Here is a 21693-nt window from a genome sequence, read left to right on the forward strand (position 1 = left end):
TACTACCGACGAGTACTAACGATATAGTCAACTTTCCCGGAGCCCTTTGCGCATGCCCCACGCCAATTCTGAATTGATTACTCGCTTCTATACGGGTTTTCAGCGCTTGGACCCGCAGGTCATGGCGTCCTGCTACGGCGAAGACGTGCAGTTCAGCGATCCCGTATTCGGTACCTTGCACGGCCCGCAGGCGACGGACATGTGGCGCATGCTGGTGCGGCGTGCACAGGATTTTTCGCTCACGTTCGACGGCGTCACCGCTGATGAAACAACCGGGCGCGCGCATTGGACCGCCCGTTACACCTTTAGCCAGACTGGACGCACGGTGGTGAATAGCATCGAGGCCCGCTTTGTATTTCGTGACGGCCTCATCGTCGAACATCGCGACAGTTTCAGCCTGTGGAAATGGGCGGCCCAGGCGCTGGGTCTGAAGGGGTATTTGCTGGGCTGGACACCGTTCATGCAAGTGGCGATCGGGCGCCAGGCGAGGAAAGGTCTGGACGCCTATCGTGCGTCGCATTCGTAGCTGCCGGTGCACAGGGGCGCCGGCGTGCACACTCCCGCAGGACGCCGCATGGGGTACGCCACATGTAGGACGCCCGTTTGGGACGCCCATTGGGGACGTCCATGCGGGACGGCCACGTGGGACGCTCACGCGGCCGTCCCGCGCGCCTAAGCTCCTTACGGCAGAATCTCGTTCAGCCGTTCGGCCGGACGACATAAACGTACACCGCGCGGTGTCACCACAAACGGCCGGTTCATCAGCTCTGGATGAGCCTCCATCGCATCAAGCAGTTGCGCATCGCTCAACGTCGTGTCAGCCAGCCCCAATTCGACATACAAATCGCCCTTGTCGCGCATCGCCTCGCGCACGCTCAGGCCGGCGCGAGCGATCAAATCGGCCAGCACGGCTCGATCGGGCGGCGTCTTCAAATATTCGACGATTTGCGGTTCGATGCCGGCCGCGCGAATCGCGGCGAGTGTGTTGCGCGACGTTCCGCATCCGGGGTTGTGATAGATCGTGACGTTCATGATGGCTCTCGGTACAGGTAGTTGGGACGTGCGGCTCGCGCGATCCGTCTTAGCCGACCGGCGCGCTTTGGCTCAGCCACGCCGCGCTGACCAGCACGGCGACCATCAGCAGCGCCTCGATGGAAATAATACGCGATACCCTCTGATACAACGCGGCATAGCGATCCTCGCGCTCCCATGGCAACGTGACTGCAGCATCTTCGCGGTTGAATCTGGGCAAGTACACGAAGCGGTTGAGCGCGCCGCAAGCGATCGCCAAGACGATGAGCGCCAGTTTGAATTCGAGGATGTGCCCCCACGTGGTCTGGGTAAGACCGCCCCAAAGCGCATCGGTGCGGGCGCCCAGGCCGCGCCAGGCATTGAACGTTCCACTGGCGAGTACCAGCAGCAGCGCGGCCGAGGCACTATTGGACAGTCCACGCAGATACGCCTGCCGCGCCTGCAGCCGCGCGTGTTGCCGGAACGTCGGCAGCACGCACAGCGCCGACACGATGACAAGGCCGGTCCACGCAGCCGTTGCGCACAAATGTACCCAGTGCACCCATTCGCTCAGCGACAAGTCGCCGCCGTCGGCTGCGTGACTGGTCGCGGCCTTGGCCCAGGCCAGTACGCCCGCGCATAAGCTCGCCATGACCCAGCCGACGGAGCCCGACTGCAGACCCTGCCGCCCTCGCCGCACCCCTTGCACACGCGCTGCCAGCAGGGCGCAGCCGAAGCCGGCAGTGGCCACGAAGCCTATCGCCCAGGCCAGGCCGAAATGCGTTTCGCTCAGCACTAACCCCAGTTGCTCGGGCACCTGGCCCAAGCCTAGGCCGGTCATCAACGCAGTCTGCAGGTACAGCAGCAGGATTTCGCCCAATAGCAGGAATACGGCGGCGGTCTCGGCCACCCGGCGCACCGCGACACGTGCAAACTGCTGGGCGCGGTCAGTATCATCCAACGCACTGCTCGCCAACAGCGTGCCGACCAATAGGGCGTAGGCCAGGTCGAGTCCGCCCTTGAGAAAAATCGACAAAGCCAGTAGTGCGTTAGTGTACGAGTCCATCAGCACGGCCCGCTTTGAGATGCGGTTGACGGCGCGCGATGGCGCGCTTGGGGGGAAACCGGACGAGCGGCTGGCTGAAAGACTGGCATAGGGATTTAATGGCCTCGGGCCCCGGTAAGGATGCGCACAAGCGGTATTGGCCTGTCAGGATTCGTATTGTAGGGTGCGCAACCCGGGAGGGTAAGGTGCGGGAAAGGCGCTGGGGTCTGGCACGCCCCTTCAGCGAATGACGCTACCATGTCACTCTACAGAGTCTTGCTACCGAATCAGGCTGCCCGATCGCCACCTGAGCGCACACTCAAAGAGAACACGGTTCGCGGCGCTTCCGGTTATGCGACATAATGCCGCAGTAGGTGTCAGACTGCAGATTGCGTTTAGATGGCGTTAAAAAAGCCACGCGATGCAGATAAAAAAAGCGCGACGCAGATATTAAAGCGATGTATAACGCCAGCAGGCTGGCATGGCATGCGCCTTTGCCCGCGTTGACGGGCTTTTCAGACGATTTGTATTGCGGCTTAAATGGATATCATCACAAGACGATGATAAAATTCAAGGTTGCAGTGTAGTCTGCGCTTGTTTGCACCTGCCCCGGTTTCCGGTGTATTTGACAGGGTTTCCGTTTTCGATGGAGTCACGCGTGTTTAACCAACGCATTCACAGACGCAGTTTCAGGCCCTTGCTGGCCATTTTGGTCAGCGGCGCGGCATTTTTCGGTGCCGTGCAATCCTCGCAAGCACAAACGGATGTGAAAACTCCGGATAACATGGCTGCTCACGTTCAGGCGTGTGCTGCATGCCATGGCGCGCAGGGCGAAGGGACCAGCAGCGATTACTTCCCGCGGCTGGCTGGCAAGCCCGCAGGTTATTTATACAATCAGCTGCTCAGTTTCCGCGAAGGTCATCGCACGTATCCGCCGATGAACTACCTGACCACCTACATGAGCGACGATTTTCTTCATCAGATCGCCAACTACTATGCGTCTCTGCGCATTCCGGCGTCCGCAGGCGAAAAGTCCACGGCTTCGAGCGCAGTGCTTGCCCGCGGCCAGGACATCGTGCTGCATGGCGACGCGGCACGCGGTGTGCCGGCTTGCGCGGCCTGCCACGGCGCTTCGCTCAACGGCATGCAACCGGCCGTTCCGGGTTTGCTCGGCTTGCATAGCGCGTACATCAGCGCGCAACTGGGTGCCTGGCGCGCCGGCAACCGTCAGTCCGCCGAGCCTGATTGCATGCACATGATCGCCACCAAATTGTCAGACGCAGACGTGAACGCAGTGGCCAGTTGGCTATCTTCGCAAGCGCCGGCGCAAAACGCAGCACCCGCCCCGGCCGGCTCGCTGAAAATGCCCCTCGCCTGCGGTAGCGAGCAACAGTAAGCGACGCGAGTCCTGAAATGGCCCAACACATGGCCCAGGACTCACGCGGTGGCCCCAAGTCAGCGGCCCTAAGTCGGTCAAGGAGAAATTGATGCAACGCAAAACCCTGTTCGCCGTGTCGGCAGCCGTCATCGTCGCGGCAGCAGCCATGGTGCCCGTATTCTGGTCCTCGAATCCGTCGATGGGCGGCGTGGCGGTCGCGGCAACCGAAGCGGCAAGTCCCACCGCCGTCAGCCCCGCCGATTTGATCAAGCGCGGTGAATACCTCGCGCACGCGGGCGACTGTATCGCCTGTCACACGGTGCGAGGCGGTCAGCCTTACGCCGGCGGTTACGCGCTGCCCACGCCGTTCGGCACGCTCTATTCGCCGAACCTGACGCCGGATAAAGAAACCGGCCTGGGCACCTGGACCTCCGACGATTTCTATACAGCGATGCATACCGGCCACGCGAAGGACGGCAGCTTCCTGTACCCCGCCTTCCCGTACACCAGCTATACCAAGGTGACGCGCGCCGATACCGATGCCATCTTTGCGTACCTCCAGTCGATTCCGCCTATCCATCGGCCGAATACCGAGAACGCGATGCCGTTCCCGTTCAATATCCGCATGTCGCTGATGGGCTGGCAGATCATGTTCCTGCGCAAGGGCGAATATCAGCCGGACAACACCAAGTCGGTCGAGTGGAACCGCGGTGCTTATCTGGTTGAAGGCCTCGGTCACTGCGCCATGTGCCACACCAGCATCAACCCATTGGGCGGCCCGATCAACGGTTCGGCGTTTGCCGGCGGACTGATCCCGTTGCAGAACTGGTATGCGCCTTCGCTGACTTCCGACAAGGAACTCGGCATCGGTGACTGGTCGGTGCAAGATCTGGCCGATTTCATGAAGAAGGGCGTGTCGAGCAAGGGCGCAGTGTACGGTCCGATGTCGTCGGTGGTGCATGAAAGCCTGCAATACCTGTCCGACGACGACGTCCGCGCGATGGCGGTGTACCTGAAGGCGCTTCCGCAAAAAGATCCGGCTCCGAGCCATCTGCAACTTGAAGTCTCGGATGAATTCGGCAAGCAATTGCTGCGCGAAGGCGAACACGTTTATGTGGCGCAATGTGCAACCTGCCACCAGGCAAACGGTGCGGGCACGCCGCCGAACTACCCGCCGCTGGCGCAGAACAAGTCGATTGTGATGGATAATTCGTTCAATGCGATCCGCATCGTGCTCAACGGCGGTTACCCGCCGTCCACGGGCGGCAACCCGAGCCCGGTCGGCATGCCGCCGTTCGCGCAAGCGTTGTCGGATCGCGAAGTCGCTGCAGTCGTCACGTATGTCCGCCACTCGTGGGGTAATAACGCGAGCGCCGTCTCGCCGCAGCAAGTCAGCGAGCTGCGCTCGACCCCGATGGATTGAGCACGATCTTTAATCGGATTCGCGTTCTTTGAAGTTGATTTAGAGTCGGACGGCGCCGCGCGTGTATCACGCTGGCGCCGTCTGCATTTTGTAGCGACGTTTTTTGTTCCGGGGCCCACCCTCTTGTTTGCTGGCGAACGCTTAAACAGTGCAACCCATCTGATCGGCGCGCTGCTGTCTGTCGCGGCACTGGTCACGCTGGTGCTGCTCGCGTCGCACGAGCACGATGCCTGGAAGATCGTCAGCTTCAGTCTGTACGGGGCGATGCTGGTTGTGTTATACAGTATCTCGACGCTATACCATCTCACCCGGGGCCGCACCAAGGCCATCCTCCAGAAGTGCGACTATGCGGCGATTTATCTACTGATCGCCGGAAGTTACACACCGTTCGCTCTAGTTACACTGCACGGCCCTTGGGGTTGGTCGCTGTTCGGGATCATCTGGGGCTTGGCGCTCTTCGGCATCGTCCAGGAATTGACACTAGGGCGGCGCACCCGAGCGGTCTCGATGGTGCTATATGTATTGATGGGATGGCTGGCATTGATCGCTGCCCGCCCATTGCTGGCAGCCTTGCCGCCGGCTGGCACCGCCTGGTTGCTTGCGGGCGGGCTGGTGTACAGCGCAGGGATTTATTTTTTTTTTTATCAACGACGAACGGATACGCCATGGGCACGGCATCTGGCATCTGTTTGTCCTCGCAGGAAGCTTGTGCCAGTTTGTGAGCATCGTGCGGTACGTCGCTTGACCTTACGCGAGCGCCGCAACGGTTACATCGCGCAGTTGCCATTTGGCGTACTGATTTGGCGTGCTGCGCTAAGCATAGGCACAGGCAGGGTGTGGACGGCGTGCGGCGTGAATAACACGCCACGGCCCGCATTCATTCCTGTCACGGTTTGTCTTCATCATGGTCCGCCTTCAGTCAGCGGCCCCACGCCACTTAGGCACCTCCCATCTGCTCATGACTGGCGCCCTCGCGGCGACGGGCAGCTACTACTTAATAAGAGAATTCATGTCATTTAACGACCTTGGCCTTGCCGAACCCCTGTTGCGGGCGGTGGCCGATCTGGGCTATACCACGCCGACGCCTATCCAACGTCAAGCCATTCCCGCCGTATTGGCCGGTGGCGATTTGCTCGCCGGCGCACAAACCGGCACCGGCAAGACAGCCGGTTTCACCTTACCCATCCTGCATCGCCTGTCGAGCGGCCCTCAAGTACGCAACGCCAAAGGTGCGATCGCGATTCGCGCGCTGATTCTCACGCCCACTCGCGAACTCGCCGCGCAGGTTGAAGAAAGTGTGCGCCAGTACGGCCAGCACTTGCCGCTCAAATCGATGGTGATGTTCGGCGGTGTCGGCATCAACCCGCAAATCAGTCAATTACGGCACGGCGTGGACCTGGTAGTGGCTACGCCAGGGCGCCTGCTCGATCACATGCAGCAAGGCACCATCGACCTGTCGCAGGTCAGCATTTTGGTGTTGGACGAAGCGGACCGCATGCTCGACATGGGCTTTATCCGCGACATCAAGAAAATTCTGGCCAAGCTGCCGGCCAAGCGTCAGAACCTGCTGTTCTCGGCTACGTTCTCGCAGGAAATCAAGGATCTCGCCGATGGCCTGCTCAATGCGCCGGCCATGATCGAAGTGGCGCGCCGCAACACTACGGCCGAAACCGTATCGCAGAAAGTGCATCCGGTCGACCGCGACAAGAAGCGCGAGTTGTTGACGCACTTGATCAAGGAATTCAACTGGTTCCAGGTGCTGGTCTTCACACGTACCAAGCACGGCGCGAACCGGCTAGCCGAGCAATTGAGCAAGGACGGCATTCCCTCGCTGGCGATCCACGGCAACAAGAGCCAGGCTGCCCGCACGCGCGCGCTTGCGGAATTCAAGGACGCGACGCTGCAGGTGCTGGTTGCCACCGATATTGCCGCGCGTGGCATCGATATCGACCAACTGCCGCACGTGGTCAACTACGATCTGCCCAATGTGGCCGAAGATTATGTCCACCGGATCGGCCGCACCGGTCGCGCCGGTTCGACAGGCGATGCGGTATCGCTGGTGTGCGTGGACGAGCATGAGTTGCTGCGCGACATCGAAAAGCTGATCAAGCGAGCGCTGCCTAAAGAGATCGTGGTCGGTTTCGAACCGGATCCGCATGCAAGGGCGCAACCGATACAGCTGCGCTCGCCGGGTCACACCGGTGGTGGCGGTGGACGAGGCCAACAATCGCGCGACGGCAATCGTTCCGGCGGCGGCGCCAGCCGTTCCGCTGGCGGCGGCCAAGGCAGTGGCGGGGGCCGACGTGCACCGGCCCCCGCAGGTGCAGCGGCCCAACCCGGCCGCGAACCCAACCGCGGACCGCGGCCAAGCTCAGGCGGCCCGGCCGGCGTCGGCGCCAACGGTGCGGCACGCCGCTCTGGCGGCCGCGGCCGCTGAGGCTGCGGACTATCGCGGGCGCTAATGTTGTGGCCGGTCGCAGCCGGTAATGTTGTAGCCGGTCGCAGTCGTTAAGGCTGCGATCCTCATCTGCCTCGTAACCCACCCTGGCGCTCAAGTCTGCAACTGCGTCGGCGCTATCGCTAAAGCGATTTAAGTGCCGCTAGTTGTGCACGCCAACGTACCAGCACGGCATCGCCTTCAAGCACGAAGACGATGCCGTTTTGCAATCTAGCGTACGCCACCCGTTGCGTTTCAACATATTCCACTTTCGCAGTAAAACACTGCAGCCCTTGCGCCGTTCCCAGCACGTCGACGTGGTCCAGTTGTATCTGGAAGAAGGTGTCTGCACAGACACCGCTCAACGCCGCACGATGCGAACGAGCGAGATGCGCCACAGCTCGCGCAGATGGCCACAATGCAATGCGCATGCTGCTTGCGTCGGGCGCCCATAATTCACCAGCGCTCAACAAGGACGTATGGGGCCGACCTTCCTCGTCGACGGTCACTAGCGAAAAGGCATTTCCGTCAGGCGTCTCAAGGCAAGCCGCATTGAACAGCGCGTAAATCGCGTCGGGAAGCAACGGCGAGCGGTCTTTAAACAGCGTGGAATTGTGCGTGTCGGTCATCGAATGTCATTCTGCGGGTGTAATGCAGTGGATGTAATGCAGATGTAAAGGAAAGCAGCGCCCGACGGCTGGTTGACCGAGGGACGCGACCAGCAGTATGCCTGAGCTGACTAACGAAACAGCACGTGTTGCGTCAGCTTGGTGAGCGGGTACTGAAACCCGGGCTGGATCCGCGGCGGCAGCTCGAGCGGTTTGAGCAGCATCTTGATGCACATGTCGGCCGACAGATTACGTCGCACCATACGCTGGACCCGCGCGCTAATATCACGCAGCCGCGCCTTATCCTCAAGCGCGTCGGGGTAAATCTCGCGATAGACGTGACGCAAGGCAATCTCGGCGTCGTCGTTCTTGATTTCGATCAGACGCCTCACCAGCGCGCCGAGCACCGCCAACCGCCCGTTACCCTCGACGTCGTTATAGAGCTTGAAGAATTTGAAAAAATGCTTGTAGTGCCGCACTTCATCGGTACGGATATGCTCTGTGAGTGCCTTTAACACCGGCTCATCGGTACAGTCGTGAATGGCCCGATATAGCGTTGCAGTACCCGTCTCCACGACGCAGCGGGCAGCCATTTCGAGTGCGCGCGTCTTTTCGAATTCGTCGACTGTACAGCTTTGCGAATATTCCGCGAAGAAGTGGCCAAACGCCCGGTCCCAGTCGAATTGCGGCCATACGGCATGGATGTACGCCCGCAGCGCCCGGCCATGCTGCATTTCTTCGACTTCCCAGTGAGTATTGAGCCAGTGCGTGACTTCCTCGTTTTCGGCGAAATACTCTGCAAGATTACGCGTGTAAAGATCGGAGCCGCTTTCGATAAACGACGACGCGCATAACAAAAAATAGAGATCTTCGCGATCGGCAATCTGAGCCCGGTCAATCAGATTGAAATCGATATCCTCGAATCGCCAGGGCAATTGGTTCGTGTCGTTGCTAGCCATGTGGTTCGCCATCCATTCATTCAAATCCATTTCGCCAGATGCAGCAGCGGGAAAACCGAGCGACCCTCCCTGCTGCCTTGGCAGTTTTAATAAGACGGCGGAGCTGGACGACCGCGCCGCTATCTTAAAATGAGACCCATTACTATCGGGCATTGCCCGAACCTCGCTACAACATGATAGACCGGGCTGCGATTGTTCGGTTCCTTCTGGCCCGCAAACAAGCCGTTTGCCAGAGGCTGGCACCGCACACCTCGCCGCAGAACACCGGCGACGGCGCGCGGCAACAAAAAAGCCCATTCACGAATGAACGTGAATGGGCTTTGTGCCTCGAGTCCCGCGGTCAACGCGCCGAGGAGGAGCGCGCCAGCGTGGCCATCAATGAAACCCGGCAATCAAACCGGGCAATGGGGTCGAGCCGTTGAATTCTGAAATGGAATTCAGAAATCTAGTTTAGAAACCGAGTTTAGAAGCCGGCTGCCAAGCCGTCGCGACGGCTATCGCTGGCGGCCACATAACCACGGTCCGGATCGCTTTCGTCGAGCTTCCAGATGAACTGGCCCGAACCGAAATCCATATACGAATCCTTGATCGTTTCGAGCACATGGCCACGCGCCTGCAGTGCCTGCGTCACGCCCGGATCGAGCGTCGGTTCGACTGCCACGGAAAAGTCGACGTTGACCTTCCAACGCGGCGCATCGCACGCGGCTTGCGGTTGCTGGCCGTAATCGAGCATGCGCACGATGGTCTGCAAATGGCCTTGCGGCTGCATGTCGCCGCCCATCACGCCGAAGCTCATCACGGCTTGCTGCACGCCATCGACCTCCTTGGTCAGGAAGGCCGGGATAATCGTGTGGAACGGCCGCTTGCCGCCCGCGACCACATTGGGCGATTTCGGATCCATCGAAAAACCGAAACCACGGTTCTGCATTGAGACGCCTGTGTCCGGCACCACAATGCCGGAGCCGAAGCCCATATAGTTCGACTGGATAAAGCTGACCATCATGCCGCTGTCGTCGCTCGCGGACAGGTAAATCGTACCGCCCGCTTGCGGCATACCGAAATCGAATTGTGTCGCGCGCGTGCGGTCGATCAACTTGGCGCGCGAGCTCAAATAGGCATCGTCCAACATCTGCTCAGGGGTGACTTCCATCGAACGCGGATCGGCCACGTAACGGTAGACGTCGGCAAACGCCAACTTCATCGCTTCGATTTGCAGATGCTGCGACTCGATGCCGTCGACCGGCAGCGACGCCACGTCGAATTTCTCCAGGATACCGAGCGCGATCAAAGCCGCGATGCCCTGGCCATTCGGCGGAATTTCGTGGACCGTGTGGCCGCGATATGATTTGCCGATCGGCTCGACCCAGTCGGCCTTGTAGTTACGCAGATCGGACGTGGTCATCGAGCCGCCGCATTCGCGGCTGAACGCGGCAATACGCTCGGCGGTTTCGCCCTCGTAAAAATCGCGCGCGCCTTTTTCAGCCAGTCTGCGCAACGTTTTCGCGTGGCCCGGGTAGACGATTTTTTCGCCGGTTTCAGGCGCGCGTCCGCGCGGCATGAAGGTCTGGGCGTAGCCGGGCATGGCGTGCAATTCGGGGATCGCGGCAGCCCACTTGCGCGCGACGATATTCGCCACCACGTGGCCGCGTTCGGCAATTTCGATGGCCGGTGCCAGCAGATCGGCAAACGGCAGCTTGCCGAATTTGCCGTGCAGCGCTTCCCAGCCGGCGACCACGCCCGGCACGGTCGCCGCATCCCACCCCCGCACCGGGTGGTTTGCGATGCCTTTCGTTTCGCCGTATTTTTGTTTGAAGTAGTCGACGTTCCACGCTTGTGGCGCCACGCCGGATGAATTCAGACCATGCAACTTGCCGCCGGCCCACACCAGCGCGAACGCGTCACCGCCGAGTCCGCACGACACCGGCTCGACCAGCGTGAGCACCGCCGCCGCAGCGATCGCGGCGTCGACCGCATTGCCGCCCTGCCACATCATCCGCAAGCCGGCCTGTGCCGCCAATGGGTGGGAAGTCGAGACGATGTTGCGCGCAAATACCGGCGTGCGCATGGTCGGATAGGGGTTTTGCCAATCGAATCGTGTCATCGCTATGCTCTTGGAGAGGGTCGTATGGAACTGCTAACCCTCTATTCCAACGCGATTTTCCGGCAAACACAAATTTATTTAATTAATCAATCGAGGATTTCCTCTAGTCGTCGCGCGCGTGAACCAATCTCGCGTACATTGACGCTCGCGCCATAATCAATCCAACCCCAGGAGTCAGTCAGGTGGTCCAACAGCACGATTACGACGTATTGGTGGTAGGCGGCGGCGTCAACGGCGCCGGTATTGCGCGCGACGCCGCAGGGCGCGGCCTGCGGGTACTGCTGTGCGAACAGGACGATCTCGCCTCGCATACGTCGTCGCGCAGTACCAAGCTGATTCATGGCGGCCTGCGCTACCTCGAACACCGCGAGTTCGGGCTGGTGCGCAAAGCGCTCAAGGAGCGCGAGGTTTTGCTAAAACTCGCACCGCACATTATCTGGCCGCTGCGCTTCGTGATGCCCCACATGCCGAACCTGCGTCCGGCCTGGATGATACGGCTGGGCTTGTTCCTTTATGATCACCTGAGCCGCCGCGAAACGCTGCCCGGGTCGCGCAGCGTCAATCTACGTGCCCACGTGGCGGGCACCCCCTTGGTCGAATCGCTCAAGCGCGGTTTTATCTACTCGGACGGCTGGGTCGACGATGCACGCCTGGTCGTGCTCAACGCGCTCGACGCGCAGTCGCGCGGCGCGACCATCCTGACCCGCACCCGCGTGAGCGGCGCGCAGCGCACCAGCGCGGGCTGGCAAGTCGAACTGACGCCGCGCGATGCGCGCACGCCACCTCGCACCGTCACAGCGCGCGCACTCGTCAATGCCGCGGGCCCCTGGACCGGCACTCTGCTGCAGGGCGCGCTGGGCCAACCGGCGCGTCATCAAGTACGGCTAGTCAAAGGCAGTCACATCGTGACGCGCCGTCTGTTCGATCACGACTACGCCTATATTTTTCAGAACCCGGATCAGCGCATCGTATTCGCCATTCCCTACGAAAAGGAATTCACGCTGATCGGCACGACCGATGTCGAATTTACCGACGATCCCGCGCAGGTCGACATTTCCGCCGCGGAGATCGAGTATCTATGCGGTGCGGTCAATCACTATTTTGTCCGGCAAATCGCGCCGAGCGACGTAGTCTGGCATTTTGCCGGCGTGCGCCCGCTGCTCGAAGACGAGCACGCGAATGACCCCTCGGCGGTCACGCGCGACTATCGCCTCGACCTCGATCTGACCGAGCCGGGGGCGCCACTGCTGTCGGTGTTCGGCGGCAAAATAACCACCTTCCGCGTGCTGGCCGAGGAAGCGCTCGACAAGCTGGCGCCGCCGCTGGGCATCTCTGCGCCCGATTGGACCGCCGGCGCACCGCTGCCCGGCGGCGATCTACCCGCAGGCAATTTCGCTGCGTTCGAGGTCGCGTTGCGAGGCCGCTACCCTTGGCTACCGGCGCCGCTGGCGCAGCGCTACGCACGCGTGTATGGCAGCCGCGCCCTGCTCATGCTGGGACAACTCGACAGTGTCGCGGCGCTGGGCGACGAGCTGACCCCTGGGCTTCATGAAGTCGAGGCGCGCATGCTGATCGCCGAGGAATGGGCCCGCACGGCCGACGATATCCTGTGGCGACGCACCAAACTCGGCCTGCATGCCGATGCCGAGGCTGTCAGCCGCCTAACGCAATGGCTGCAGCGCAATTCCCCAATTACGACGGCAACGGCGGCATACTTGGAAACGACCGCGCCCTGATTTACCGTTGCAGCAGGCACCGCAAAGCACGCCACGGCGGCGGTACATAAAAGTTCGCTTAGAACGGAGACGCCGCATGCCGCAAACCTACATCCTGGCGCTGGACCAAGGCACCACCAGTTCGCGCGCGTTGTTGTTCGATTCAGCAGGTGCGATCGTCTCGACCGCGCAAAAGGAATTCCATCAGATTTACCCGCAGCCGGGCTGGGTCGAACACGATCCCAATGAAATCTGGTCGACACAAGCAGGGGTCGCCACCGAAGCCCTCACGCGCGCGGGCGTGCGCAGCGATGCGCTCGCGGCAATCGGCATCACCAATCAACGCGAAACCACCGTCGTATGGGACCGCGCCACCGGCAAACCGGTCTACAACGCAATCGTCTGGCAAGACCGCCGCACCCACGATTATTGCGACGCCTTGCGCGAACGCGGTTGCGCCGAGATGGTGCGCGCCAAGACCGGGCTGCCGATCGACTCGTACTTCTCCGCCACCAAAATCCGTTGGATTCTTGACCATGTGCCGGGCGCACGCGAACGCGCCCGACAGGGCCAACTCGCGTTCGGTACCGTAGACAGCTGGCTCGTATGGAACTTCACACGTGGCGCGCTCCATGTGACCGATGTGACCAACGCGGCACGCACGATGCTCTTCAACATCCATACGCTGCAATGGGATGAAGAACTGCTCGAACTCTTCGAAATCGAGCCCAGCATGCTGCCGCAAGTGCGCAGTTCTTCGGAGCTTTATGGCCACACCGACACCTCGGTTTTCCCAACGCCCGTGCCGCTCGCGGGCATTGCCGGCGACCAGCATGCGGCGCTCTTCGGGCAAATGTGCACGCAGCCCGGCATGGTCAAGAACACGTACGGCACCGGCTGCTTCCTCGTCATGAACACGGGGACCAAACCGATCGAATCGAGCCAGAATTTGATCACCACGATCGCCTGGCAGATCGGCGGGGAAGTGAATTACGCGCTAGAAGGCAGTATTTTCATCGCGGGCGCGGTGGTCCAATGGCTACGCGATGGGCTGGGCATCATCAAGCACGCGGGCGAAGTCGAAGCGCTGGCGCGCAGTGTGCCCGATAGCGACGGCGTTTTCCTGGTGCCGGCCTTTGCCGGACTCGGCGCGCCGCATTGGAACGCGCGCGCCCGCGGCACCTTGTTCGGTGTGACCCGTGGCACCAGCGCCGCGCACCTCGCACGCGCCGCGCTCGATAGCATCGCGTATCAGTCGATCGACGTGCTGCAGGCGATGCAGACCGATGCGAGCCTGCATATCGGGGAATTGCGGGTCGATGGCGGCGCCACCGCCAACGCCCTGTTGATGCAAGCCCAGGCCGATTTGCTGGGCTTAAGCGTGATTCGACCGCGCGTGACCGAAACGACCGCACTCGGAGCCGCCTACCTGGCTGGGCTGGCGGTCGGCTATTGGTCCGGCATCCCGCAAATCCAGCAACAGTGGCGAATCGAACATCGCTTCGAGCCCAGTCTCGATGCCGGCACGGTCGAGCGGCAATTGCGCGGCTGGCGGCGTGCAGTAAAAGCGGCCAAAGCCTGGGCCGACGACCCGCTCGGCTAACTGCCGCAGCTCGCGCCACATGCCGGTATAATTATGGATTCCCCCGGAGGATTATCCCGACGGGTTACCGTGCCGGATTGCTGCGAATTTTATGCGAATCTGCCGCGAATTTTCTATGTAAGCATTCGCAGATGAGCCTACGCAGCATCCGCAGCACGGTAAGAATGCACTGAAGCAGCGCCGCCCGGCGCCGTTTCACCGCCCCCAGGTCAACCACTGTGAACGGCGAACCCATGGTCAAGAAAGTCTACGTCAAAACGTTTGGCTGCCAGATGAACGAGTACGATTCCGACAAAATGGTCGACGTGCTTGGCGCAGCAGAAGGTCTCATCAAAACCGACACGCCCGAAGATGCGGACGTGATTCTGTTCAATACCTGTTCGGTACGCGAAAAAGCCCAAGAGAAAGTGTTCTCCGATCTGGGCCGCGTGAAGGCGCTAAAAGAGGCCAACCCGAACCTGATCATCGGCGTGGGCGGTTGCGTGGCCAGCCAGGAAGGCGCCGCCATCGTTGCGCGTGCGCCGTATGTCGACCTGGTATTCGGCCCGCAAACGCTCCATCGCTTGCCCGCGATGATGGATGCACGCCGCGCAAGCGGTGTTTCGCAGGTCGACATCTCGTTTCCGGAAATCGAGAAATTCGATCATCTTCCGCCGGCCAAAGTCGACGGCCCCAGCGCGTTCGTGTCCATCATGGAAGGCTGCAGCAAGTACTGCAGCTATTGCGTGGTGCCCTACACACGCGGCGACGAGGTTTCGCGCCCGCTCGACGATGTGCTGACCGAAGTTGCCGGCCTGGCCGACCAAGGCGTGCGTGAAGTGACGCTGCTGGGCCAGAACGTGAACGCCTACCGCGGTCTCGTGGCCGATAGCGCCGAGCCGGCCGATTTCGCGACGCTGATCGAGTATGTCGCGGAGATCCCCGGCATCGAACGGATCCGCTATACCACCTCGCATCCGAAAGAATTCACCCAGCGCCTGATCGACGCCTACGCGCGCATCCCCAAGCTGGTCAGCCATTTGCACCTGCCGGTGCAACACGGCTCGGATCGCGTCCTGATGGCGATGAAACGCGGTTACTCGATCCTCGAGTACAAATCGATCGTGCGGCGCCTGCGTGCGATTCGCCCCGATCTGTCGCTGTCGACCGATTTTATCGTCGGCTTCCCGGGCGAAACGGAAGACGATTTTGCCAAGCTGATGGCGCTCGTCGAAGAGATGAGCTACGACGCGAGCTTCTCGTTCATCTACAGTCCGCGTCCCGGCACGCCGGCCGCCAACCTGCCCGATGAAACGCCGCGCGAGGTCAAACTGGCGCGCTTGCAATTGCTGCAATCGACCATCGACGCGAATGCCCAGCGTATCAGCGTTGCAATGATAGGCAGCGTCCAGCGCGTGCTGGTGGAAGGCCCTTCGCGTAAAGACCCGTCCGAGCTGTGTGGGCGTACCGATAACAATCGCGTCGTCAATTTCGCCGCGCCCCTGCGTGCGCATGCACGGCTTACCGGCCAGATGATCGACGTGCGGGTGAACCATGCCTATCCGCATTCGCTGCGTGGCGAGTTGGTGATGGCCGAATCCGAGTTGGCGGTGCTGTCGACTATGCCGATATCGGGCATAGCGGGCACTTCAGCGTCAAACCCGTCGCCGTTGCAGCAGATCCCGCCCCGGCAAGCCCACCCCCTTTAATCCGATCCTCTACCCGCCGAGCCACGGAACCCGCCCCTTGAAAAGTTCGCCCAAACTTGAATTCAACGCTGCCCAGCACGACAACGCCCGGCTTTCAAATCTGTGCGGGCCGCTCGACGAGAATCTGCGGCAAATCGAACAAGCGCTCGACGTTACGCTGACACGGCGCAACTACAAGATCTTGGCGAAGGGCAAGGGTGCGGTGGTGGCCATCGCGGCGCTCGAGAAATTCTATAAACGGGCTCGCACGCCGCTGTCAGTCGACGATATCCAGCTCGGACTGGTCGAGGCGCGTCGCGCAAGCGGCGCCCACCTGTCGGTTGTAGCGGGCGAAGGGGTGACGCGCGTCGCTTTGCGCGACGACGACGAGTTAGGCTTTGGCAGTGCCGACCCCGATGAAGATGAAAACGCGCCCGAGCTCTACACGCGCAAAAGCAATCTGCGCGGACGCACGCCGACCCAGCGCGAATACATCAAAGATATCCTGGCGCACGACATCACCTTCGGTATCGGGCCGGCCGGCACCGGTAAAACCTACCTGGCCGTGGCCTGCGCCGTCGATGCGCTGGAGCGTGACCAGGTCAAACGCATCGTGCTGACCCGACCCGCGGTCGAAGCTGGCGAGCGGCTCGGTTTCCTGCCCGGCGATCTGGCGCAAAAGATCGATCCGTATCTGCGGCCGTTGTACGACGCGCTCTACGAGTTGCTCGGCTTCGACAAGACGGTAAAGATGTTCGAGCGGCAAATGATCGAAGTGGCACCGCTCGCCTACATGCGTGGACGAACCTTGAATCATGCCTTCGTCATTCTGGACGAGGCACAAAACACTACGCCCGAACAAATGAAGATGTTCCTGACACGCATTGGCTTCGGCTCGAAAGCGGTGGTCACCGGCGACACGACCCAGGTCGATCTGCCGCGCGGCAACAAGAGCGGCTTGATCGACGCGCAAGAAGTCCTGGCCGACGTGCGCGGCATCGCGGTCACCCGCTTTAGCAGCGCGGACGTGGTACGTCATCCCTTGGTGGCACGTATCGTCGATGCCTACGATGCGCACAGTAGCCGGCGCGACCCCGGCAGCCGCTAACAGACGCGACCATGAGCACACCGAAGCCTGCCACGCCGCAGCTGAAACTGAGCGTGCAGTTCGCCACCCGCGATTACCCCGAGCACCGTGCGCTGTTACCGCGCGCCGCGTTGCTGCGCTGGGTCAAGGCGACCTTGTTCGCGGATGCCGAGCTCACGCTGCGCTTTGTCGACACGGAAGAAGGCCGCTCGCTGAACCGCACTTATCGTCACCGCGACTACGCGACGAACGTGCTGACCTTCGCTTATGCGCAGGACGAAACCGATCCGGTCTCGGGCGATATCGTGCTGTGCTGCCCCGTGGTGGAGCAGGAGGCGGGCGAGCAGAACAAACCGCTGGCGGCCCACTATGCTCACTTGATCGTGCATGGCGTTTTACACGCCCAGGGCTATGATCACGAAGACGAAGACGACGCGCAGGAAATGGAAGCGATCGAAATCGAATTGCTGGACCGACTTGGATTTCCCAACCCGTATCTGTAAATGACGCTTGAATCGAAACCCGAAGTGCCTGGCGACGGCGGTCTGTTGATCGCCTATCCGCCTGCGCTGGGTGAAGCGCGCTACTTAAGCGATGCGGAGCTTGAGCTGTCGCTGAAAAAGACGTTGGCGATGCGCGCGGCAGGCGATGAGTTCTGGATATTCGCCTACGGTTCGCTGATTTGGCGGCCCGATTTGCCCACGCTGGAAACTGCGCGTGCGCGGGTGCAGGGCTATCATCGCGGCCTTTACCTATGGTCGCGGGTGAATCGCGGCACGCCGCAAACGCCGGGATTGGTGCTGGCGCTCGATCGCGGCGGCTCGTGCAACGGGCTGGTCTTTCGGATCGATCCGACGCAGCTCGACGAAGCGTTACGCACCCTTTGGTTGCGGGAAATGCCGATGGGTTCATACCAGCCCAGTTGGCTGCATTGCACGCTCGCCGACGGCCGACGCATACAGGCGTTGAGTTTCGTGATGCGGCGCGGTATTCCCACGTATGCAGGCCGACTCCCGGACGCGGTCTTGCGGACTGTGTTCGAGCGCGCCAGCGGACGTTACGGCACCACCCACGACTACGTCGCGCGCACCGTCCACGCCTTGCGCGAGCACGGCATCGTGGATCTCGCGCTGGAGAGTTTGCTCAAGCGCTGCGGTTGAGATCAGATATGCATGGCCGCCAGCACCGCGGTGGCCACGCCAGCCAACGCCATCCCGAGCGCCCCCACGAACAGCCAGCGGCTGCGCGCGAGCAAGGTGATCGCCGACAAAGCGATCGCCACTTGAATCAGGGTGGTGGCCTGCGCCCAGCGATGATGCTGATGCACCTGCTCCTCGCTTTGCTTGTCGGCCTCGACCACCTGCTGCTCGAGCCCCTCGGCCTTGACACGAATCGGCTCTTTTTCCTGTTTGTAGCGTACGGCTTCCGCGGTAAACCGGGCCGCGCTCGCAGGATCGCTCGTCGAAAGCGCCGCGCCGAGTTCGGCCAGATTCTGCTTCTGACCCTTGGCCTGGTAGTACGCCCACTGATTTGCCGCGTCGGTTTTACGGATCGCCGCCTCGTTTTTGAAGATCAAGGCCTGGTTTTCGGTATTGCCGCTCTGGTAGGAAAAAATCGCGCCGACCGTCGCCAACACCGCAGCCGTGACCGCCACCCGGCTCGCGAACGAATCGCTGCGACCATGTCCGCCCGCGTGCTCGAGTGCATGATCGTGCGGGCCATGAACCTCAAATTCGTCTGACATAACTCTCCCTTTTGAATGCCGGATGATAGCGTGCCTGCGCCATTTTTTGCATGGAGAACGCTGATCGAGCGGGTCTGTGGGCGCTGTCACCGAAAGTATTTTGGTCTTGGTGTATCCTAAGCGCTCTGTAATTTCGCGCCGGTTTTGGCGGGCGCACCAACATGAACGACCCATATCCCAGTCGAAAGACCGCTATCAAATCTCACGACAAACCGCGCTCGTTGCTGGAGCGCCTGACCGATCTCATTTCGCCGGAACCCGAAACCCGCGGTGAGTTGCTCGAAATTTTGCAGGATGCGCACGAGCGCAACCTGATCGACGCCGATTCGCTGTCGATGATCGAGGGCGTATTCCAGGTCGCCGAACTTTGCGCGCGCGACATCATGATTCCTCGCGCCCAAATGGATGCGATCAATATCGCCGAGAGCCCCGAAGAATTCATTCCCTACGTGCTGGAGAAGGCCCACTCGCGTTATCCCGTGTTCGAAAGCAACCGCGATAACGTGATCGGTATTCTGCTGGCCAAGGACCTGCTGCGGTTCTACGCGCAAGACGAATTTGACGTACGCGGCATGCTGCGACCGGTCGTGTTTATTCCGGAATCTAAACGATTGAACGTGCTGCTGCACGATTTCCGCGTGAACCGTAATCACATCGCCATCGTGGTGGACGAATACGGCGGTGTCGCGGGCCTGATCACGATCGAGGATGTCCTTGAGCAGATAGTCGGCGATATCGAGGATGAATACGACTTCGACGAGGAGGAAGGCAATATCCTTGCGTCGGCCGATGGACGCCATCGCGTGCGTGCGCTCACCGAGATCGAGCAGTTCAACGAAGTCTTCGGCACGCACTACAGCGACGACGAAGTCGACACGATAGGCGGACTGATTACGCACCGTTTCGGCCGCGTCCCGCATCGTGGTGAAAAAGTCCGCATCGACGATCTTGTATTCGAGATTTTGCGCGGCGACGCACGTCAGATTCACGTGCTGCTGGTGCGCCGCGACGCTCACCAGAATCAGGCGGCCGCGCAAACAGCCGAACGTTAGGCTAGCGGGGCAGGCGACGCCTCGCCCCCAGATTCGCCGTATTTAGCCGCCGTATTTAGCCTCATTACTTATCGAGTTCCCCCTCAACCCAGATGGCCAATTCCTCCGCGCGCCCAGTCAACGTATCGGCCCCACCCCGCGCGTACCGCATGGCGCGCATCATGTATCCGCTGGCGCTCGCACTGGGCATGTGCAACACACTGGCATTCGCACCGACGCCGCATGGCGGTTGGCTGGAGTTGCCGCTCATCGCCCTATTGGCGTTACTGCTCGGTCGCAGCACCAATGCTCGCAGCGCCGCGCTGCTGGCCGGCTGTTTCGGTTTCGGTAATTTCGTCACGGGCGTGTGGTGGGTCTACGTCAGCATGCACGACTTCGGCGGCATGTCGCCGCTATTGGCGCGCACCGCCGCGGCGCTGTTGGCGTTCGGTATGGCACTATATTCGGCGCTGGCCGGCGCCTTGTGGTGGCACAGCGCGCGTATTGGCGCCAAGGGCTCAGCCGCGACAGGCTACGCCGCAACCCACTATGCGGCCACTCATGTAGCCACCCCGGCCGCCACCCACGCCGCATCGCCCGCAGTGGGCAAGCCGGCCGCGACCGGTGCTGCGGCCCTGCGGGAGGCCGGGGCCGCCAACGCGGCGCTCGGCACTTGGCGCGCGAGCCTCATGCTGGCGAGCGCCTGGGCGCTTGCCAATTGGCTGCGCGGCACCGTGTTCACCGGCTTTCCCTGGTTGGCGACCGGTTATCCGCAGGTCGAGGGCCCATTCGCGGGCTACGCGGCCGTCGTCGGCGTGTATGGCGTAGGCTGGCTGGTCGCGTTGACGGGAGCCCTGCTCGCTCAGGCGCTGTACCAAGCGCGACGCCGATCCGTCGCTGGCACGGTCGCGCCGCTCGCAGTGGCCACCGTGCTGCTCATGGGCGGTCCGGCATTGACGCATATCACGTGGACCCAGGCCAGTGGTGCGCCGCTGTCGGTGAGGCTGCTGCAGGGCAACGTGCCCCAGGACCTGAAATTTTCCGATGGCGGTATCGGTCATGCGATCCAGCTCTACCAGGACATGATCACAGCCCAGAGCGCCGACCTGATCGTCACGCCAGAAACGGCGCTGCCCGTACTGACCCAGCAAATTCCGCAGGATTGGGGCCACGCTGTGCGCGAGTTTATCGACCGTACCGGGACGTCGCTGATTTTCGGCGCGATCGGCGCGACGCCGAACGGCGATTCGTACGACAATTTCACCAATAGTCTGTATGGCGTCTCGCCATCGGACGGCCACATCTACCATTACGATAAACATCATCTCGTGCCGTTCGGCGAATTCGTCCCGTTGGGTTTCCATTGGTTCGTCAACTTGATGAATATTCCGCTAGGCGATTTTTCGCGCGGCGCGCCAGTGCAGCCCCAGTTTGTCGTGCGCGGACAGCCACTTGCGCTGGACATTTGCTACGAGGATATTTTCGGCGAGGAAATTGCCGATACGCTACGCGGCCAGCAAACCCCGGCGACCATCGTGGTGAACGCGACGAATCTCGGTTATTTCGGCAATACGATTGCGCTGCCGCAGGAGCTGCAGATGGCGCAGATGCGCGCACTGGAAACCGGCCGACCGGTGCTCAGCGCGACCAACACCGGACCGACCGCGGCGATCCTGCCCAATGGCCAAATCGACGCGCGTTTGCCGGTTTTCACGCCCGGTTCACTGTCCGTGGCGGTGCAGGGACGCAGCGGGTTGACACCTTATATCCGCTTTGGCAATACACCGGTGGTCGCGCTCAGCATCGTCCTGTTGGCCTGGGGCACATGGCGCACCCGGCGGAAAGTCGCACAAGCACGCTATTCCCGTTAAAATTCAGGGTTTT

General features: G+C 61.3%; 17 protein-coding genes and 2 pseudogenes. 13 read left to right on the plus strand and 6 right to left on the minus strand.

Annotated features, from left to right (window positions below):
- Window positions 1-52 precede the first annotated feature (52 nt).
- A complete protein-coding gene (locus tag GSQ77_RS22150; RefSeq protein ID WP_158904890.1) occupies window positions 53-526 on the plus strand; it encodes a nuclear transport factor 2 family protein in 474 nt (157 codons plus the stop codon).
- Window positions 527-684: 158 nt separating this feature from the next.
- Here GSQ77_RS22150 and arsC read toward each other — a convergent pair.
- Window positions 685-1032, minus strand: a pseudogene (gene arsC / locus GSQ77_RS22155) (arsenate reductase (glutaredoxin)); the annotation flags it as partial.
- Window positions 1033-1081: 49 nt separating this feature from the next.
- Window positions 1082-2077, minus strand: coding sequence for a copper resistance D family protein (locus GSQ77_RS22160; RefSeq protein WP_158904892.1), 996 nt, complete (start codon window positions 2075-2077; stop codon window positions 1082-1084).
- Window positions 2078-2702: 625 nt separating this feature from the next.
- Between GSQ77_RS22160 and GSQ77_RS22165 the strand changes: the two genes are divergently transcribed.
- The 4 genes and pseudogenes from GSQ77_RS22165 (at window position 2703) to GSQ77_RS22180 (ending at window position 7294) form a co-directional block, all read left to right on the plus strand.
- Window positions 2703-3452: a c-type cytochrome gene (locus tag GSQ77_RS22165; protein WP_158904893.1), complete on the plus strand. Its 750-nt coding sequence runs from the start codon at window positions 2703-2705 to the stop codon at window positions 3450-3452.
- A 91-nt stretch (window positions 3453-3543) separates the two neighbouring features.
- Window positions 3544-4857, plus strand: a complete 1314-nt coding sequence (locus GSQ77_RS22170; protein ID WP_158904894.1) for a cytochrome c — start codon at window positions 3544-3546, stop codon at window positions 4855-4857.
- A 123-nt stretch (window positions 4858-4980) separates the two neighbouring features.
- Window positions 4981-5602, plus strand: a pseudogene (locus GSQ77_RS22175) (hemolysin III family protein).
- A gap of 264 nt (window positions 5603-5866) precedes the next feature.
- Complete coding sequence (locus tag GSQ77_RS22180) at window positions 5867-7294, plus strand: DEAD/DEAH box helicase (RefSeq protein ID WP_158904895.1); 1428 nt, start codon at window positions 5867-5869, stop codon at window positions 7292-7294.
- Window positions 7295-7437: 143 nt separating this feature from the next.
- Here the strand turns inward: GSQ77_RS22180 and GSQ77_RS22185 are convergent, their stop codons facing one another.
- From GSQ77_RS22185 to GSQ77_RS22195, 3 genes are all read right to left on the minus strand, one after another.
- Window positions 7438-7923 (minus strand): hypothetical protein, encoded by a 486-nt coding sequence (locus tag GSQ77_RS22185; RefSeq protein WP_158904896.1) that lies wholly within the window; start codon window positions 7921-7923, stop codon window positions 7438-7440.
- A gap of 110 nt (window positions 7924-8033) precedes the next feature.
- Window positions 8034-8861 (minus strand): ferritin-like domain-containing protein, encoded by an 828-nt coding sequence (locus GSQ77_RS22190; protein ID WP_158904897.1) that lies wholly within the window; start codon window positions 8859-8861, stop codon window positions 8034-8036.
- Between the two features lie 463 nt (window positions 8862-9324).
- Window positions 9325-10962 carry a gamma-glutamyltransferase family protein gene (locus GSQ77_RS22195; RefSeq protein ID WP_158904898.1) on the minus strand — a complete coding sequence of 546 codons (1638 nt, stop codon included), beginning with the start codon at window positions 10960-10962 and terminating at the stop codon, window positions 9325-9327.
- A 182-nt stretch (window positions 10963-11144) separates the two neighbouring features.
- Here GSQ77_RS22195 and glpD point away from each other — a divergent pair, with 182 nt between their 5' ends.
- From glpD to GSQ77_RS22225, 6 genes are all read left to right on the plus strand, one after another.
- On the plus strand, window positions 11145-12698 hold the full coding sequence (gene glpD / locus GSQ77_RS22200; protein WP_158904899.1) for a glycerol-3-phosphate dehydrogenase: 1554 nt from the start codon (window positions 11145-11147) through the stop codon (window positions 12696-12698).
- A gap of 76 nt (window positions 12699-12774) precedes the next feature.
- On the plus strand, window positions 12775-14280 hold the full coding sequence (gene glpK / locus GSQ77_RS22205) for a glycerol kinase GlpK (RefSeq protein ID WP_158904900.1): 1506 nt from the start codon (window positions 12775-12777) through the stop codon (window positions 14278-14280).
- Between the two features lie 233 nt (window positions 14281-14513).
- Window positions 14514-15968 (plus strand): tRNA (N6-isopentenyl adenosine(37)-C2)-methylthiotransferase MiaB, encoded by a 1455-nt coding sequence (miaB, locus tag GSQ77_RS22210; RefSeq protein WP_158904901.1) that lies wholly within the window; start codon window positions 14514-14516, stop codon window positions 15966-15968.
- A gap of 37 nt (window positions 15969-16005) precedes the next feature.
- Window positions 16006-17055: a PhoH family protein gene (locus tag GSQ77_RS22215; protein WP_158904902.1), complete on the plus strand. Its 1050-nt coding sequence runs from the start codon at window positions 16006-16008 to the stop codon at window positions 17053-17055.
- 11 nt (window positions 17056-17066) lie between these two features.
- Complete coding sequence (ybeY, locus tag GSQ77_RS22220) at window positions 17067-17537, plus strand: rRNA maturation RNase YbeY (protein ID WP_158904903.1); 471 nt, start codon at window positions 17067-17069, stop codon at window positions 17535-17537.
- The gene (locus tag GSQ77_RS22225) at window positions 17538-18194 is read left to right on the plus strand and encodes a gamma-glutamylcyclotransferase (RefSeq protein ID WP_158904904.1); all 657 of its coding nucleotides are present in this window, start codon (window positions 17538-17540) and stop codon (window positions 18192-18194) included.
- A 2-nt stretch (window positions 18195-18196) separates the two neighbouring features.
- Here GSQ77_RS22225 and GSQ77_RS22230 read toward each other — a convergent pair whose 3' ends face one another.
- Entirely contained in the window at window positions 18197-18778 is a 582-nt protein-coding gene (locus tag GSQ77_RS22230; protein WP_158904905.1) for a DUF4337 domain-containing protein, read from the minus strand.
- A 161-nt stretch (window positions 18779-18939) separates the two neighbouring features.
- On the opposite strand from GSQ77_RS22230, the gene GSQ77_RS22235 reads away from it, so the two are divergent.
- On the plus strand, window positions 18940-19830 hold the full coding sequence (locus GSQ77_RS22235; RefSeq protein WP_158904906.1) for an HlyC/CorC family transporter: 891 nt from the start codon (window positions 18940-18942) through the stop codon (window positions 19828-19830).
- A 92-nt stretch (window positions 19831-19922) separates the two neighbouring features.
- Entirely contained in the window at window positions 19923-21680 is a 1758-nt protein-coding gene (gene lnt, locus GSQ77_RS22240; RefSeq protein WP_158904907.1) for an apolipoprotein N-acyltransferase, read from the plus strand.
- Window positions 21681-21693: the final 13 nt, after the last annotated feature.

This window comes from Burkholderia sp. L27(2015) (assembly GCF_009765705.1).
In the GTDB taxonomy this organism is placed as follows: Bacteria; Pseudomonadota; Gammaproteobacteria; order Burkholderiales; family Burkholderiaceae; genus LMUX01.

Excerpts from the sequence above, each read along its gene's own strand:
- GSQ77_RS22150 (WP_158904890.1), top strand. The coding sequence starts at position 53 with ATGCCCCACGCCAATTCTGAATTGATTACTCGCTTCTATACGGGTTTT.
- GSQ77_RS22160 (WP_158904892.1), bottom strand. The coding sequence starts at position 2,077 with ATGGACTCGTACACTAACGCACTACTGGCTTTGTCGATTTTTCTCAAG.
- GSQ77_RS22165 (WP_158904893.1), top strand. The coding sequence starts at position 2,703 with ATGGAGTCACGCGTGTTTAACCAACGCATTCACAGACGCAGTTTCAGG.
- GSQ77_RS22170 (WP_158904894.1), top strand. The coding sequence starts at position 3,544 with ATGCAACGCAAAACCCTGTTCGCCGTGTCGGCAGCCGTCATCGTCGCG.
- GSQ77_RS22180 (WP_158904895.1), top strand. The coding sequence starts at position 5,867 with ATGTCATTTAACGACCTTGGCCTTGCCGAACCCCTGTTGCGGGCGGTG.
- GSQ77_RS22185 (WP_158904896.1), bottom strand. The coding sequence starts at position 7,923 with ATGACCGACACGCACAATTCCACGCTGTTTAAAGACCGCTCGCCGTTG.
- GSQ77_RS22190 (WP_158904897.1), bottom strand. The coding sequence starts at position 8,861 with ATGGCTAGCAACGACACGAACCAATTGCCCTGGCGATTCGAGGATATC.
- GSQ77_RS22195 (WP_158904898.1), bottom strand. The coding sequence starts at position 10,962 with ATGACACGATTCGATTGGCAAAACCCCTATCCGACCATGCGCACGCCG.
- glpK (WP_158904900.1), top strand. The coding sequence starts at position 12,775 with ATGCCGCAAACCTACATCCTGGCGCTGGACCAAGGCACCACCAGTTCG.
- miaB (WP_158904901.1), top strand. The coding sequence starts at position 14,514 with ATGGTCAAGAAAGTCTACGTCAAAACGTTTGGCTGCCAGATGAACGAG.
- ybeY (WP_158904903.1), top strand. The coding sequence starts at position 17,067 with ATGAGCACACCGAAGCCTGCCACGCCGCAGCTGAAACTGAGCGTGCAG.
- GSQ77_RS22225 (WP_158904904.1), top strand. The coding sequence starts at position 17,538 with ATGACGCTTGAATCGAAACCCGAAGTGCCTGGCGACGGCGGTCTGTTG.
- GSQ77_RS22230 (WP_158904905.1), bottom strand. The coding sequence starts at position 18,778 with ATGTCAGACGAATTTGAGGTTCATGGCCCGCACGATCATGCACTCGAG.
- GSQ77_RS22235 (WP_158904906.1), top strand. The coding sequence starts at position 18,940 with ATGAACGACCCATATCCCAGTCGAAAGACCGCTATCAAATCTCACGAC.
- lnt (WP_158904907.1), top strand. The coding sequence starts at position 19,923 with ATGGCCAATTCCTCCGCGCGCCCAGTCAACGTATCGGCCCCACCCCGC.